Here is a 14299-nt window from a genome sequence, read left to right as displayed (position 1 = left end):
GTAGGCGAGGGCGGCAAATCCGCGCAGTACCTTTAATCAACTGGTTGTTGATTTGCGGTCAGGGGCAAGTTTGATTATCTGCTGTCGAGACTGGGATGCTGCCGCATTGGTGGTCATCAAATTTGGTGTGAAGGCTGATCTGGCATGAAAAAAGTCCGTATCGTTCTCTGGTGTGTTGTTGTCCTTCTGGGCGGTGTTGTTACCTGGCTGGCATTTGCGTTGTCTGAGTCAAAGCAGCATATGACGGAAGGCCCTTATGGCGCGCCGTTTCAGCTTGTTGCCCAAAACGGCCAGCCGATTACCGAAAAGGCCTTCCAGGGCAAACCGACGGCGTTGTTTTTCGGATTTACCCATTGCCCTGAAGTCTGCCCGACAACCCTTTTCGAGCTGAATGGCTGGATGGAGAAGGTCGATCCGGCCGGCGACAAGATGCAGGGCTATTTCGTTACGGTTGATCCCGAGCGTGATACGCCGGAAATCCTTGGTCAGTATATTTCCAACGTCACCAGCCGTATCACTGGTATTGCCGGCGAGCCGGACAAGATTGCCGAAATGATCAAGAGCTTCCGCGTTTACGCCAAGCGCGTTCCGGTGGATGAAAAAGATCCGAACGGTGAATACACCATGGATCATACTGCGTCGGTTTTCCTGCTGGATTCGCAGGGACGTTTCGTCAGCACCATTGCCTACGGCGAAAACCCTGATGTTGCGGTACAGAAACTGCAAAATCTCCTGAAGGGTTAATGCCGGTTTCTTCTCTGGTGGTATTGGACTGCGCCTGCTTTTGTGGCAAAGGCAGGCAAGTTCGATATTTTCCGAAAGAGATGCTGCCGTGAGCGAGATCCGCCTCTATGTGACGACCACTGAAATCGAGGCCGGTCAGGTACTGGATGTCATGACCGAGGTGTTCGAGGAAGATGGCATTGCCATCGCCACTACCGAGGTCGATGAAAAGAAGGACATCTGGGAAGCCTCCGTCTATCTGCTTCTTGAAGAAGAAGACGAAGTCCGCGAGCGTCTCGACACACTTCTGAAAAGCGCTTTCCCGCATCTTGCCGTCCAGCGTGAGGTCATTCCCGACATCGACTGGATTGCCAAGTCGCTGGAAGGTTTGAAACCGGTCAGGGCAGGGCGTTTTCTGGTTCACGGCTCCCATGACCGCGACAAGGTTCGCGTCAACGATATCTCGATTGAAATCGAAGCCGGGCAGGCCTTCGGAACCGGTCATCACGGCACGACAGCCGGCTGCCTTGAAATGATTGAATCGGTTGTGCGGGCCCGTACCGTGCGCAATGCGCTTGATCTGGGCACCGGCAGTGGCGTTCTGGCAATTGCCGTTGCCAAGATGCGCCGCATTCCGGTTCTTGCCACCGATATCGATCCGATTGCTGTGCGCGTCGCCAAGGAAAATGTGCGCCTCAACGGTATTGTCCAGGGTGTGTCTCTGGAAACAGCCCCCGGTTTCCATTCGGATGCCTTTGCCAAACATGGCCCGTTTGATCTGATCATCGCCAATATTCTGGCGCGGCCACTGATCAAGATGGCGCCGCAGCTAGTTGCACATCTCGCTCCGGGTGGTTCGGTAATCCTCTCAGGTATTCTGTCATCGCAGCGCTGGAAGGTTCTGGCTGCCTATAATGGCGAACATCTCAGCCATGTTCGCACCATCTGGCGCAATGGCTGGGTGACGATTCACCTGCGTAAGTAATGGTCACCTGTGCAAGTAAGCGCGCTTTTGCTTGATATCTGAGGTCTTTGAGCGAGCGGGTGTATCCGCCGTCGATACGTCATTGGATTTTTTTAAGCAATGCAGCAAATGCAGAGATTTTTTCCGCCATTTTGGCACCTAGCCAATAAAAAAGGCGACGCTTTCGCGTCGCCTTTCGATCAGTCATGCTGATCGCCCGCGAGCTGGGAGGGTGCTCGAGCGGGAAACGTATTCCGATGCCAGGCCACTTCGGGAGGAGGAGAAAGCAAGCCGGGCGTAACAGTCAGAATACGTAGCTGGTGCCCTTGCGGCGAAGTTCTTCGCGGCTGGTGCCAAGAGCCTTGAGAGACTGGTCGTCAAGGTTCAGGAGCGCGCCGTTTACGTAACGGCCGACCTGACGCTCGCGAGCTTCAATAACGCGATCGAAAGCTGTGCGGAAGAAAGATTTTGCCATTGCCGTGTTCCTTACATACGGAAGGAAACCTCGTGTTCCCTTCGATGATTAGAACATAAGTTATACTTTTCAGTTCAGGTAGGTGGCTGACTACAATGGTGTTATGCGTTTGATGCATGGCTAGGGGTGGTTCGTATGCAGATTGCGGCTTTTTTGCGCAAAACATATGCAAATGCCGCGGTTTCCTGATGGTTTTTTAGGTGTTGCCAGTTTCACGCCGTTCTTTCGGCTGGACCCATTAGCAGCGCGGCTATAAATTCGCGGCCACAATGGAATCTTTTGGAAAGCAGTTCATGTTTCAGTCGTTCGAAACCACTTCCGCCCCGCAATATGGCCGTGAGCGGGTTGAGGCCTTGAGGGCTTCGTTTGATGCTCTTGGTATCGACGGTTTTCTGGTGCCGCGCGCGGATGACTATCAGGGCGAATATGTACCGGCCTCGGCCGAGCGCATGTCGTGGCTCAGCGGTTTTACCGGTTCGGCGGGCGTCATTCTGGTAACCCGCACGCAAGCCATCGTGTTTGTGGACGGACGCTACACCACGCAGCTGGTTGAGCAAGTGGATGGTGATGTCTTCACCGGTGGCGATCTGGTCAATGCCCCGCCGCCAATCTGGCTGAAGAAAAATGCCCCGAAGGGTTTCCGGTTGGGTCTTGATCCATGGCTGCATACCGGTGCTGAACTGCGCCGACTTGAGGCTTCGCTAAAAGATGCTGGTGGTGAGATCGTTCTCCTGCAGCACAATCCGCTCGATGCCGTGTGGAAAGACCGCCCGTCCGAACCTCTCGGTGCTGTTACCATCCAGACGGAAATGCATGCCGGCGTTCTGGCGCGTGAAAAGATTGCCACCATTGCTCAGGATCTGACCGCTGCAAACCTGCAGGCTGTGCTGATCGGTGAGCCGTCTTCCGTGGCTTGGATTTTCAACATCCGCGGCAATGACGTGCCGCACACGCCGCATCCTTTGGCACGCGCATTGGTTTTTGCCGATGGCACGGCCGAAATCTTTCTCGACAAGCGCAAGACCGGCATCGAAGTAGAGGCCTATCTGGCGCAGCTGGCCGTGCAGCTGCCGCCATCCGAAATTGAGACACGTCTGCGCCGGCACGCCAAGGACGGTGCACGGATTGCCGTTGACGCCGATCTTGCGCCGGTTGCCCTGCGCAATGCCATTACGCTTGCCGGTGGTGAGTTGGTTGAGGTTGTTGATCCTGCCAAGCTGCCACGTGCCTGCAAAAATACAGCAGAGCTGAACGGCAGTGTTGCCGCCCATCTACAGGATGGCGCAGCCATGGTGGAGTTTCTCTATTGGCTGGACAATGCCAAGCCGGGCAGTGTCAGCGAAATCGAAGCGGTCAAAATGCTTGAGCGTACTCGGTCTCATGTCGGGTCGCGCATGCAGAACCCGCTCAAGGATATTTCCTTCGATACTATTTCCGGTGCCGGTGAGCATGCGGCGATCATTCACTACCGCGTTACGACGCCAACTGACCGCATGTTGAATGCTGGCGAAATGTTCCTTGTCGATTCCGGCGCTCAATATGTGAATGGTACAACAGACATTACGCGCACGGTTGCAATTGGTGATGTGCCCTTTGAGCAGAAGAAGTTCTTCACGCTTGTTCTGAAAGGCATGATTGCCATCAGTGCGGCGCGCTTCCCCAAGGGAACCCGTGGCTGCGATCTCGATCCGTTGGCGCGTATTGCCCTTTGGAAAGCCGGTGTCGATTACGGACATGGTACAGGCCACGGCGTGGGCTCTTATCTCTCTGTGCATGAGGGGCCGCAGCGCATTGCCCGTCTTGCCACACAAGAGTTTCTGCCAGGCATGATCCTGTCCAATGAGCCGGGATATTATCGTCCTGGTCAGTTTGGCATTCGTATCGAGAACCTGATCTATGTGACGGAGCCGGAACAGATTGAGGGCGGTGATCTGCCGATGTTTGCTTTTGAGACGCTGACATGGTGCCCGATTGATCGCCGTCTGGTGGTGGCAGAGCTGCTGACGGCGGAGGAGCGTGACTGGCTGAATGCCTACCACGCCAATGTCCGGGAAAAAATCTCGCCGCTATTGAGCGACGAGGCAGTTCTGGCATGGCTTGATCAGGCCACTGCCGCAGTTTGAGGCATTAGGCCTTAACCGACAAAATGCCGGGTGGTAACGACAAGTAACCATCCGGCAAACAGCATGGTAAGACCGGGAAAGCGCAAACCAACGATCATGGCGACGATCATGCCGGCCTTGACCTCGTAACCACCGTCAAAAAAGGTGGGCGTGACCAGAGTGGTCAAAACCGCGACCGGTACCGCATTCAATCCGGCCTCGACACGTGGCGGAATGGATTTCATGCGGGTCATCAGAAGATAACCGCCAATGCGCGTCATATAGGTGGCGATTGCACCAGCGATGATAAGCCAGAGCGTGTAGGTGTTGAAAAGATCGCTCACAGGCTCTGCTCCCCGGCTTCTTCAATATTGTTTATGTGGCTCGGTGCCGGAGGCAGCAGCACAGCCACCAGAATACCGGCAAAGGCACCGAGGCTGACGTGCCAGGGTGAGCCGACCACATGGAAAGCGACGATGGCGCCGATGCCACTTGCGAGCATGACGGGATAGAAATTCTGTCTTTTGCGGAAGCCGAGCACCATGCCCATAAAATAGATCGGTAACAGCACATCAAATCCGAGTGCGCGTGGATCACCGATCAGCTTTCCGAACATCACGCCGAGAACGGTGGTGATCAGCCATGGGAAATAGATGGCAAGGGCAAATCCCATGTACCAGGAGAAGGAAATCTTTTCACCGTTTTCATTGCGGCGTACAGATTCGGCAAATTGTGGATCGACCAGGAAAAAGAAGGCGATCAGCTTGCGACCGAGCGACCAGTGGGCGAGGGGGCGCACCATGGCTGCCGAATAAAGGATGTGTCGGAAGTTGACGGCAAAGATTGACAGGATGACCAGCCAGGCCTCGATCTTTTGTCCAAACAGTTCAATCCCCACCAGCTGGCTGGCGCCGGCATAGAGAGTTGCGCTCATCAGCACCGCTTCGAACATGGTCAGACCGTTGTCCACCGCAACGGCGCCAAACAGCAAGCCGAAGGGTGCCGCTGACAATGCGATGAGAAAACCGCCCTTGAGGCCAGTTTTAAAGTCTGCGTGTGCCATTGATGGGTATTCTCCTTGCACGCTGCAGGCGCGTTTCCTGACTAAACCGGATATGTGTTGGATGGTTCGGTGCAAATGACCGCAGCAGATCAATTAGTCTGGCAACGCTCTAGAGCGGTGATCCTGCGGATGCAATGCAATTGCTTTGATCGATAAATTGAATTTTGTGAAGCATTGCCTGCGGTACGCCATTTTTGGTATCGAAACCGCAGAAGTCGAGAGTCGGGAAGGACGCTACATTGAGTATTATCGAGTTTAGCAGACAGGAAAAAACCGATCTCGTCAGCCGTATCCGCAAACATCTGATTGAAGAGCTGGATTGTGAGATCAGCGGGCTTCAGGGGGAAATGTTGCTGGACTTTTTGTCTGCGGAGCTGGGTCCACGTTTTTACAATCGCGGGCTGAATGATGCGCTGACCGCCGTGACGCGGCGTATGGAAGACGCTGCGTCCGATATCGATATTCTGGAAAAGACCGTTCCTAAGTAATAGGGTAAAGCGTCGCCTCAGGCGGCCAGAATATCTTTGCTGGTGATGATATCAGCACCCTTGGCGCGCATGGCGGCAATGGCTGCCTTGACGCCTTCTGGATCAATGCCGCGGCTGGCGTCTTCAATGAAACGCACCTTGACGTCAGGCAGCATATCCACCGCATCCTGTACGGAAAAGTTGACACAATAATCGGTGGCCAATCCGCAAATGTCGAGGCATGTCACACCTTGTCGGGTCAGATAATCGGCAAGGCCGGTGACGGCTGCCTGATCGTTGTCCCGAAAGGCGGAGTAGCTGTCGACGGCCGGGTTCTCACCCTTTTGTTGCACATAGTCGAAACTGTCGGTGTTCAAATCCGGGTGGAATTGCGCGTCTAACGTACCCTGTACACAGTGGTCCGGCCACATGACCTGTGGCTTGCCGGACAGTTCACCCATGTCGAAGGGTTCTTTTCCGGCATGCTGGGAAGCAAAGCTGCCGTGATTTTCCGGGTGCCAGTCCTGTGACGCGACGATCAGGTCATAACCGCCATTTTCAATGAGTGCATTGGCGATGGGGACAATCCTGTCACCTTCTGCAACCGGCAGATTACCGCCTGGGCAAAACCCGTTCTGGATGTCGATCAGCAACAACGCTTTCATGGTTGGCTCCTCCTGCGGGACGATAGCGTTTGGGTACGCTGCTTCCGGTGCGCAATCAAGATGCAACCGACTTGCCCGTCGGTATTTGGCCTCTGCGCATTTGGGATCTGCGAAAAATCAAATATTAGAAAGAATAAATTAAAGCACCCACTATATTAACTATAGCTAATTTAAATATCGCGTACATACAGCATGTTAGGAAGGCGGCATGAAATCTGTCAGAATTGTTTTGGTGTTATCGCTGGCGTCCAGCGTATCGACACTTGCCTGTGCGAGGATTGCGTCGGCGCAGGCTGTACCATTGGTCAATGTCTGCTCGGGGCTGAGCGTCGATCTGCCAGCGCTTGAGCCAATCGCCACCAATGTGGTGGATCCGCTGCTGTCCTTGCTTGCCGGCATCATAGACACGGATATTGTCGGTGTGCTGAATGGCCAGACTATTGGTGTGTCCATTCTAGATAAGGATGGGAACGTCGTCAGCACGACCGATTGCGGCCTCAGCGCCAGTAATGTCACTGTCGATACCAATGCCGGCGTGTCGATCGGCGGCGGCCAGATTACCGGTCTTGGCAGCACGGCCAATGCTGCAGCGTCAGCTGCCGAAGCCAATTCGCTTGCTATCGGTAATGGCGCCACCACAACTGCGGCGGCCGCCAATGCGCTGGCATTTGGTCTGCGCAGCACGGTGACAGCAACGGATGGCATTGCGATTGGTCGTGACGCGGTTGTCGGCGGTCAGGCGGGTATCGCGCTCGGCGCCGGTTCGAGTGCTGGTTTCAGCAACAGTGTGGCTATCGGGGCAGGTGCCACGGCGCTGCGGCAAGGGCAGGTGGTGCTGGGCACCGCATCCAACACCTATACCATGACGGGCATAGGCTCGACCGCCAGCCGTGCGGCGCAGGTCGGTTCGGTCAAACTGGTGACGGCGGATGCCAACGGCAATCTCGCCACCACGGATTTTGATATTACTGGCCTTAATAGTGACATATCCGGGCTTAAGACGACGGTCGATCGCAACCGCAAGGATGCGAATAAGGGGATTGCTGCGGCCATGGCGATGACGGGCGCACCAACACCATCAGCACCTGGAAAAACTTCCTGGGCGACCAATGTTGCGACCTATAGCGGTGAATTTGCCACCAGCTTTGCCGTGGCGCATATGCTGGATGTTGACTACCCGCTAGTAGTGAATGGATCGCTCGGTTATGCGCCCGGTGGCTCTGTCGGCGTGCAGGTTGGAATGAATGGCGAGTTCTAATCCAAAAATAATCGAAGAATGAATCTTCGGCGTAAAGGGTTTGGTTACCATAATTTGCCATTGTTTTATGTGATCGGCGCTTCCTGTTTGGCAGGCCGGTGCAGAGTGCCCGGTTTTTATCTGCGTGTCCGGGAGCAGAGTAACGTGTTAGGTAATGAGTACCATGGCGACTAAGGTGCACACCTTTGGCGAACCCGTATCGTCGGGCCGTAAAGTTCGTTCTTCCAGAAAAAACAAGATGATAAGTCCGGTTACCATTGTGTCCGGTGTTGTCATTACTGTTGCCGTCTGGATGGGATTTACTGTCTCCACGATGCAGAGTGTGCACGCTTCTCTGACGCCTTCGCACGCTAACAAACCGCAGATAGCCATTTCCGCACATGTGCCCGTTTCGCTGCCTTCGGGAAGCCATGATGTGCGTATCAACAAATTTTCCCGCCTTGGAAAACCGTCAGAAGACCAGATTCGCATGGCGAGTTTGACCTCTGAAGGCATCAAGGCTGCACATAAACGCACCGAGCTTCGACTGGCGAAGGTGAAAATGGACAAGGCGTTGCGTGAGGCAACGCTCCTGGCCAGTGCCGCACCGATGAAACCAAGCTCAAGCTCGCTCTCGGCGCTTGTCGAGGTGAAGCCGGATGCCAATGCTTCTGCCAGCCGCCGTTTCGACCTTATTTTGAATGGATCAGCGCCGGAAGCGGCACCTGAGACGGCACAGGATATGCCTGACAGCATTCCGCTGCCGTCGTTCCGTCCACAGATTGCAAAAATCTCACCTGCTGCCCAGCCGAAAACCGGCACGGAAGCGGTGGAAAAAGAAGTTGCAATGCTGCGTCCGGAAAAACCAACCCTTCCAAGCGTAGCGTCCCGCCCGTCTGCCATGGGTGCCAGAACTGCTGTCTATGAAATCGAGACCGCGACGGTGCACATGCCCAATGGCGACAAGCTAGAGGCTCATTCCGGCCTCGGTTCGATGCGCGACAATCCGAAATATGTGCATGTGAAGATGAAGGGATCTACCCCGCCATCGTCCTACAAGCTGACCATGCGCGAAGCGCTGTTCCACGGTGTGGAAGCCCTTCGTCTGACACCGGAAAGCGGCGTCAACCCGCACGGCCGCAACGGCCTGTTGGCGCATACCTACATGCTGGCCAGACGCGGCGAATCCAACGGATGTGTGGTGTTCAAGGAATATCCGAAGTTTCTGGCGGCGTTCAAACGTGGTGACGTGAACCGCATTGTTGTGGTTTCTCGACTGGAATCGAAACCGGTGTTTGTCGACAAGGACAACAAGGGCACCACGAAGACACTGGCCAGCCTGTTTTCGAGAAAAGGCTGACCGGCTGTTTTAAGAGGCTTATTTGGAGCGGCGCTGGGTGAGCGCCATTCCTGCCAGAATAAGCAATACGCCAAGCGCACTGGCCCAGATCTTGGGCGGTTGATTGCTGAACAGATCCAGCACCACACCCGATACCATCTGACCGCTGATGACCAGAAGTGCGGTATTGACCGCACCAATGCGCGGAATGAGCCAGCTTCCCGAGGCAATGAACACCACACCGATCGGTCCGCCGATAAAGGCGTACCACGGAGCGTGAGCCGCACCTTCAGGCAGCAGGCCGCCAATTGCGAGGCCAAGCAGCGTCAGCACGACAAAACCGACAATATGATTCCAGAACGAAGCAATCAGCGGCGAGTTTGACAGGCTGAGACGGCCGTTGATCTGGCGGCTTAGAGCGACGAAGACGCCGCCTGCGAAGGCCATGGAAATCCACAGGATCATGCCGCTCTCCCAACCAGAATGATAAGGGCGCTGCCGCCGAGGATCAGGGCAACGGCGCAGAGGTCGCGCGCATCTGGTCGGCGACGTGGCAGGCCAAAGAACCCCCAGAGGTCGGCTGCGAGGCTGAAGATGACCTGTCCACCCAGTCCAAGCGCGATGGTGCCCGACAGTGCGAGCGGTGAGTTGACGGCGCTTGATGTCAGCATAACGATGGCGGCACCCACGACGCCACCGAGATAGGCCCAGAGCGGCGCCTTGGGTTTGGCAATCTCACCCGGCTTGGGTTTCTTATAGAGAATGGCAAGATAGATCAGGGCGGCGATTGTGCCGGTGCCATGGGCAGTCCATGAGGAGAACATGGCGTTACCGTAATGGGCCAACATGCCGTTGAAATGCACCATCAGGGTCAAGAGACAGCCGCTGCCGAAGGCGGCCGCCAGATGCAACGGGTTGAGGCGAGGAGAGCTTGTCGTTTGTGTCATGGGAGGCCAAATGCTGAAAATCTGATTCAGCTTTAGCCCATATCTCTTTGATACGGAATCAAATTACGTGAATGGGTGGTGGGCGACGACTGCACCCGATTTTGTTGGGAACGGAATTTGCGGCTGGGCCGTTTCCTGTCCATGAAACAGACAACACGCAAACCACTCCACCGAATGATTACCTTTGTGGCTTTCATTTTTGCAATCGCAGTCGTTATCGCTGCCATCTACATCTTTGGTTTTACACCGGGTGAGGTGAGCTAGGGCTGGCGCCAGAGACGTCAATTTGCGACACCTCAGACCTTCTCAACAAATCCATCCAGCACCCGTTTCTGGCCGGCGCGATCAAAGTCGATGGTCAACTTGTTGCCTTCAATGGTGGTAATGTTGCCGTTTCCGAACTTCATGTGGAACACGCGATCGCCCACATTAAAACGCGACGGTGTGTCGGATACGGATTTGGCAACCAGTTCCCCATCGATGGTGCGGGCTTTCGGGCCGCTTTCGCCATAACCAATACGCTCCACGGCGTGGCCTGAGCGGCTGCCCCAGTTGTCGCGCGTCGCGTCAGACCGATTGGCCTGCGCACGTTTCCAGCCGGGGGTCGAATAATCATTGGCGAATGGATCGGCCTTGTCGAAACGGGACTGGCCGTAACCGCCGCGTCCACCATATCCGCCGTAATTATTGTCGGAGGCGGCCACATCGACATGGCTTGCCGGTAGCTCCTCAAGGAAGCGCGACGGCATGGTCGATTGCCAGAGGCCGTGAATACGGCGGTTGGATACGAACCAGATGTGGCAGCGGCGCTTGGCGCGGGTGAGGCCGACATAGGCAAGACGGCGTTCTTCTTCGAGACCGGAGCGTCCACCTTCATCCAGTGCGCGCTGATGCGGAAACAGCCCTTCTTCCCAGCCGGGCAGGAACACGGTGTCGAATTCCAGGCCCTTGGCGGAGTGCAGCGTCATGATCGAGACAGCATCGAGGTTTTCGTTCTGCTCGGCGTCCATGACAAGTGCGACGTGCTCAAGGAAACCGCGCATGCTCTCGAAGGCTTCCATCGAGCGCATCAGTTCCTTCAGGTTGTCGAGGCGGCCCGGTGCTTCGGCTGACTTGTCGGCCTTCCACATGTCGGTATAGCCGGACTCTTCCAGAATCTGCTCGGCCAGTTCGATATGTGACGTGGTTTCAAGCCGTTGCTGCCAGTTTCTGAAAGATTGAATCACATCGAACAGCGCCTTGCGGGCCTTTGGTTTCAATTCATCCGTTTCGATAATATCAGCAGCCGCCGCCAGCATCGGAATATCGCGGGCCCGTGCATAGTCATGCAGGTTGCGAATGGTGGTGTCACCAAGTCCACGCTTCGGTGTGTTGACGATGCGCTCAAAGGCCAGATCGTCAGCCGGTTGGCAGACGAGGCGGAAATAGGCCATGGCATCGCGAATTTCGAGGCGTTCATAAAAGCGTGGGCCGCCGATAACGCGGTAGTTCAGCCCCAGCGTCACGAAGCGATCTTCAAACTCACGCATTTGAAACGAGGCGCGCACGAGGATCGCCATATCGTTGAGATTATGGCTCTGGCGCTGCAACTGTTCGATTTCTTCGCCAACTGCGCGGGCTTCTTCTTCGGAATCCCAGGCGGCGTGCACAATGACCTTTTCGTCATCGGGGTCAACGCGGTCGGTAAACAGCGTTTTGCCAAGCCGGCCTTCATTGTGTGAAATCAGATGGCCGGCCGCGCCGAGAATATGTTCGGTGGAACGGTAGTTGCGCTCCAGCTTGATGACCTTTGCACCGGGAAAATCCTTGTCGAAACGCAGGATGTTATCGACCTCGGCACCGCGCCAGCCATAAATGGACTGGTCGTCATCACCCACGCAGCAGACGTTTTGCACTTCACCCTTGGGGCGCTGCGCCAAAAGCCGCAGCCACATATATTGGGCGGTGTTGGTGTCCTGATACTCATCGACCAAGATGTATCGGAACTTCTGGTGATATTCCTTGAGGATATCCGGGTTGCGGCGGAACATGCTGATCGGGTGCAGCAGCAGGTCACCGAAGTCGCAGGCATTGAGCGTCTTCAACCGGGCCTGATAGGCGGTGTAGAGCTCACGACCCTTGCCATTGGCAAAGGCGCGCGCGTCACCTTCGGGAATATCCTTCGGGGTCAGTCCCTTGTTCTTCCAGTTGTCGATCATGCCGGCAAACTGCTTGGCGGGCCAACGCTTGTCATCCAGACCTTCGGCCTGAATGAGCTGCTTGATCAGTCGCACAACGTCGTCGGTGTCTAGAATGGTGAAATCCGACCGCAGATCGACCAGTTCAGCGTGACGGCGCAACAGCTTCACACCGATGGAGTGGAACGTGCCGAGCCACGGCATGCCTTCAACGGCGCCGCCAACCAGAACGCCAATACGTTCCTTCATTTCGCGTGCGGCCTTGTTGGTGAAGGTCACCGCCAGGATCTGGCTTGGAAAGGCGCGTTTGGTTTCCAGAATATGAGCAATACGTGTGGTCAGCACGCGAGTTTTGCCGGTGCCTGCACCGGCCAGCACCAGAACCGGGCCTTCCAGTGTTTCCACGGCTTCACGCTGTTCTGCGTTCAGGCCAGAGAGATAATCGGGGGCGGGGCGCGCCTGATCACGCGCTGCCATGGCGCGGGCTGCAATGCCAAGACCGCTGCCCTGTTGTGGCGCTGGTGCTGGCTTGCGTGGCTCTGCCGGTTCTTCATCGAAGAACGGGATATCATCAAAATTGTTGCTCATGCGGCCCAATGTAGTGATTCGGGACTGAAAGGCCAGAAGCATGTTCTGCTTTTATTCCCGTTTCAGCCGTCAAAGCACCTCTATCGGTGCATTTTGAGGGTCAGCTTTTCTGATCGGCGTCAAAAACCGTGTCGACTGGAACTTGCAGCGCGGTTGCCAGCTGGTTGGTTTTGGCCGCAAGCGAAATCACCCTGACAAGATCGGCATGTTGTTCATCCGTCATGCCCTTCGACTTGGCGGCAGCGGTATGGGAATGGGCACAATAGGAGCAGCCATTGGTGACGGACACGGCAATATAAAGCAGCTCCTTGGTCAAGGGATCAAGCGCCGATGGTGTTGCCATGACAGCCTTTACCTCGCCCCATGTCTTTTCCAACAGGTCGGCATCAAAGGCGAGGTAAAGCCACATATTGTTGATGAAGTCGGACCTTCGCGTCGCACGGATATCGTCGAACACCGCCTTCACACGCGGATTGGTTTCCGGATCTTGTGTTTTGGAGACGGTGCTCATCGATGTCCTCCGTGTCTGGTCAGCAGTTTGCCAAATTATGCGAGTGTGAAAACGCGGGCAGGCCCACCGGTGCCGCCACGGTGTTTCGGTGCGCCGACGACAAGTGTTGCGCCCTTGACCGGAACCTTGTCCAGATTGGCGATGCCTTCCAGACCCCAGCGGTTTTCCGGAAGCCAGGCGTAATGGGTGGCAAAATCCGGCGATTTGCCGAAGTCGAGCGACAGCGTGTCGACGGCGATGCCTGCGGCCTTGCTTTCTTCCAGCAGGTATTTGGCCGCCTCTACGTGGAAGCCGGGAAAGTGCATCTTTCCTTCTCCATCGGCATTGCGAAACTTGTCCGTGCCCAGATGCTGCTGCCAGCCGGACAACATGGCGACGCAGGCATTTTCCGGCAGGTCGCCGTTTTTGGAAATCCACGCCTTGATGTCATCGGGCGTGACTTCCGCATCCGGATTGGATGCTGCCTTTTCGCGGATGTCGATAACAGCGAGCGGCACCACCAGATTGCCAACCGGAATTTCGGCAACCGACGTGCCGTTTTCGGAGAAGTGAAGGGGGGCGTCGACATGGGTGCCGGTGTGTTCGTTGACCCGCAGCTCAAACAGATTGAACTTGTGTTCGGCGTAATTGAATTTCTGGTCCTTGAAAAACTGCTGCTCGCCGAAGAAAGTCGGGAAGTCCTCATGCAGTTCATGGGTCATGTCGGTCACGCTGCTGGCGGCTTGCGCCATGGCGACCGGTGCGCTTCCGAATGTGGCGGCTGCGGCTGTTACCGTTCCCGCTGCTGCGGCCTTGAACAGGCTGCGTCTTGAAAGCATGCGGTCTTTAATGTCGTTTATTACGCAGGCATTGCACATGTTGTACGTCTCCCGTGCAGGTTTTGAAATGAATGCGGAAATCAAAAAAGGCATGTTTTACAACAGTCACAATAGTGAACATGACACTATTGTAAATTGAACTTATTTGATGGGTTCAATTCAAAAAATGATGCAAATTACAATTACGTAACAAACGGTTTTGTGCATTGCGTTGTTCAAATCC

The 14299-nt window shown here is 55.5% G+C and carries 15 protein-coding genes; 6 read left to right on the top strand and 9 right to left on the bottom strand.

Annotated elements, in window-relative coordinates; translation table 11 throughout:
* Positions 1-144: 144 nt before the first annotated feature.
* Entirely contained in the window at positions 145-744 is a 600-nt protein-coding gene (locus HGO37_RS01580; protein WP_250981861.1) for an SCO family protein, read from the top strand.
* Positions 745-832: 88 nt separating this feature from the next.
* Positions 833-1708 carry a 50S ribosomal protein L11 methyltransferase gene (locus HGO37_RS01575; protein ID WP_250981860.1) on the top strand — a complete coding sequence of 292 codons (876 nt, stop codon included), beginning with the start codon at positions 833-835 and terminating at the stop codon, positions 1706-1708.
* A 283-nt stretch (positions 1709-1991) separates the two neighbouring features.
* On the opposite strand, the gene HGO37_RS01570 is transcribed toward HGO37_RS01575, so the two are convergent.
* Complete coding sequence (locus tag HGO37_RS01570; protein WP_192488534.1) at positions 1992-2162, bottom strand: hypothetical protein; 171 nt, start codon at positions 2160-2162, stop codon at positions 1992-1994.
* A 293-nt stretch (positions 2163-2455) separates the two neighbouring features.
* Between HGO37_RS01570 and HGO37_RS01565 the strand changes: the two genes are divergently transcribed.
* A complete protein-coding gene (locus HGO37_RS01565; protein WP_250981859.1) occupies positions 2456-4285 on the top strand; it encodes an aminopeptidase P family protein in 1830 nt (609 codons plus the stop codon).
* Positions 4286-4296: 11 nt separating this feature from the next.
* On the opposite strand, the gene HGO37_RS01560 is transcribed toward HGO37_RS01565, so the two are convergent.
* Positions 4297-4608, bottom strand: a complete 312-nt coding sequence (locus HGO37_RS01560) for an AzlD family protein (RefSeq protein WP_250981858.1) — start codon at positions 4606-4608, stop codon at positions 4297-4299.
* Positions 4605-5327, bottom strand: a complete 723-nt coding sequence (locus tag HGO37_RS01555) for an AzlC family ABC transporter permease (protein WP_250981857.1) — start codon at positions 5325-5327, stop codon at positions 4605-4607. Before HGO37_RS01555 ends, HGO37_RS01560 begins: the two co-directional genes overlap by 4 nt.
* Before the next feature lie 239 nt (positions 5328-5566).
* Between HGO37_RS01555 and HGO37_RS01550 the strand changes: the two genes are divergently transcribed.
* Complete coding sequence (locus HGO37_RS01550) at positions 5567-5815, top strand: DUF2164 domain-containing protein (protein WP_250981856.1); 249 nt, start codon at positions 5567-5569, stop codon at positions 5813-5815.
* A gap of 17 nt (positions 5816-5832) precedes the next feature.
* Here the strand turns inward: HGO37_RS01550 and pncA are convergent, their stop codons facing one another.
* Positions 5833-6459: a bifunctional nicotinamidase/pyrazinamidase gene (gene pncA, locus HGO37_RS01545; protein ID WP_250981855.1), complete on the bottom strand. Its 627-nt coding sequence runs from the start codon at positions 6457-6459 to the stop codon at positions 5833-5835.
* Positions 6460-6667: 208 nt separating this feature from the next.
* Between pncA and HGO37_RS01540 the strand changes: the two genes are divergently transcribed.
* On the top strand, positions 6668-7717 hold the full coding sequence (locus tag HGO37_RS01540) for a hypothetical protein (RefSeq protein ID WP_250981854.1): 1050 nt from the start codon (positions 6668-6670) through the stop codon (positions 7715-7717).
* A gap of 163 nt (positions 7718-7880) precedes the next feature.
* Positions 7881-9056: a DUF2778 domain-containing protein gene (locus HGO37_RS01535; protein WP_250981853.1), complete on the top strand. Its 1176-nt coding sequence runs from the start codon at positions 7881-7883 to the stop codon at positions 9054-9056.
* An 18-nt stretch (positions 9057-9074) separates the two neighbouring features.
* On the opposite strand, the gene HGO37_RS01530 is transcribed toward HGO37_RS01535, so the two are convergent.
* From HGO37_RS01530 to HGO37_RS01510, 5 genes are all read right to left on the bottom strand, one after another.
* A complete protein-coding gene (locus HGO37_RS01530; RefSeq protein WP_250981852.1) occupies positions 9075-9500 on the bottom strand; it encodes a DMT family transporter in 426 nt (141 codons plus the stop codon).
* On the bottom strand, positions 9497-9982 hold the full coding sequence (locus HGO37_RS01525; protein WP_250981851.1) for a DMT family transporter: 486 nt from the start codon (positions 9980-9982) through the stop codon (positions 9497-9499). The genes HGO37_RS01530 and HGO37_RS01525 overlap by 4 nt, the downstream gene beginning before the upstream one ends.
* 296 nt (positions 9983-10278) lie before the next feature.
* Positions 10279-12747 carry an ATP-dependent helicase gene (locus tag HGO37_RS01520; protein ID WP_250981850.1) on the bottom strand — a complete coding sequence of 823 codons (2469 nt, stop codon included), beginning with the start codon at positions 12745-12747 and terminating at the stop codon, positions 10279-10281.
* A gap of 100 nt (positions 12748-12847) precedes the next feature.
* Positions 12848-13258 (bottom strand): carboxymuconolactone decarboxylase family protein, encoded by a 411-nt coding sequence (locus HGO37_RS01515; protein ID WP_250981849.1) that lies wholly within the window; start codon positions 13256-13258, stop codon positions 12848-12850.
* A 35-nt stretch (positions 13259-13293) separates the two neighbouring features.
* The gene (locus HGO37_RS01510) at positions 13294-14115 is read right to left on the bottom strand and encodes a cyclase family protein (protein ID WP_250981848.1); all 822 of its coding nucleotides are present in this window, start codon (positions 14113-14115) and stop codon (positions 13294-13296) included.
* Positions 14116-14299: the final 184 nt, after the last annotated feature.

It is taken from the genome of Rhizobium sp. CG4 (assembly GCF_023701965.1).
GTDB lineage: Bacteria > Pseudomonadota > Alphaproteobacteria > Rhizobiales > Rhizobiaceae > Agrobacterium.
Note: the sequence above shows the minus strand (reverse complement) of the source record. Positions and strands in the feature narration are given on the sequence as shown.

What these genes read in the sequence shown, in the direction of transcription:
- HGO37_RS01565 (WP_250981859.1), top strand. Translation starts at nt 2,456, where the DNA reads ATGTTTCAGTCGTTCGAAACCACTTCCGCCCCGCAATATGGCCGTGAG.
- pncA (WP_250981855.1), bottom strand. Translation starts at nt 6,459, where the DNA reads ATGAAAGCGTTGTTGCTGATCGACATCCAGAACGGGTTTTGCCCAGGC.
- HGO37_RS01510 (WP_250981848.1), bottom strand. Translation starts at nt 14,115, where the DNA reads ATGTGCAATGCCTGCGTAATAAACGACATTAAAGACCGCATGCTTTCA.
- HGO37_RS01570 (WP_192488534.1), bottom strand. Translation starts at nt 2,162, where the DNA reads ATGGCAAAATCTTTCTTCCGCACAGCTTTCGATCGCGTTATTGAAGCT.
- HGO37_RS01530 (WP_250981852.1), bottom strand. Translation starts at nt 9,500, where the DNA reads ATGATCCTGTGGATTTCCATGGCCTTCGCAGGCGGCGTCTTCGTCGCT.
- HGO37_RS01540 (WP_250981854.1), top strand. Translation starts at nt 6,668, where the DNA reads ATGAAATCTGTCAGAATTGTTTTGGTGTTATCGCTGGCGTCCAGCGTA.
- HGO37_RS01535 (WP_250981853.1), top strand. Translation starts at nt 7,881, where the DNA reads ATGGCGACTAAGGTGCACACCTTTGGCGAACCCGTATCGTCGGGCCGT.
- HGO37_RS01525 (WP_250981851.1), bottom strand. Translation starts at nt 9,982, where the DNA reads ATGACACAAACGACAAGCTCTCCTCGCCTCAACCCGTTGCATCTGGCG.
- HGO37_RS01520 (WP_250981850.1), bottom strand. Translation starts at nt 12,747, where the DNA reads ATGAGCAACAATTTTGATGATATCCCGTTCTTCGATGAAGAACCGGCA.
- HGO37_RS01515 (WP_250981849.1), bottom strand. Translation starts at nt 13,258, where the DNA reads ATGAGCACCGTCTCCAAAACACAAGATCCGGAAACCAATCCGCGTGTG.
- HGO37_RS01580 (WP_250981861.1), top strand. Translation starts at nt 145, where the DNA reads ATGAAAAAAGTCCGTATCGTTCTCTGGTGTGTTGTTGTCCTTCTGGGC.
- HGO37_RS01555 (WP_250981857.1), bottom strand. Translation starts at nt 5,327, where the DNA reads ATGGCACACGCAGACTTTAAAACTGGCCTCAAGGGCGGTTTTCTCATC.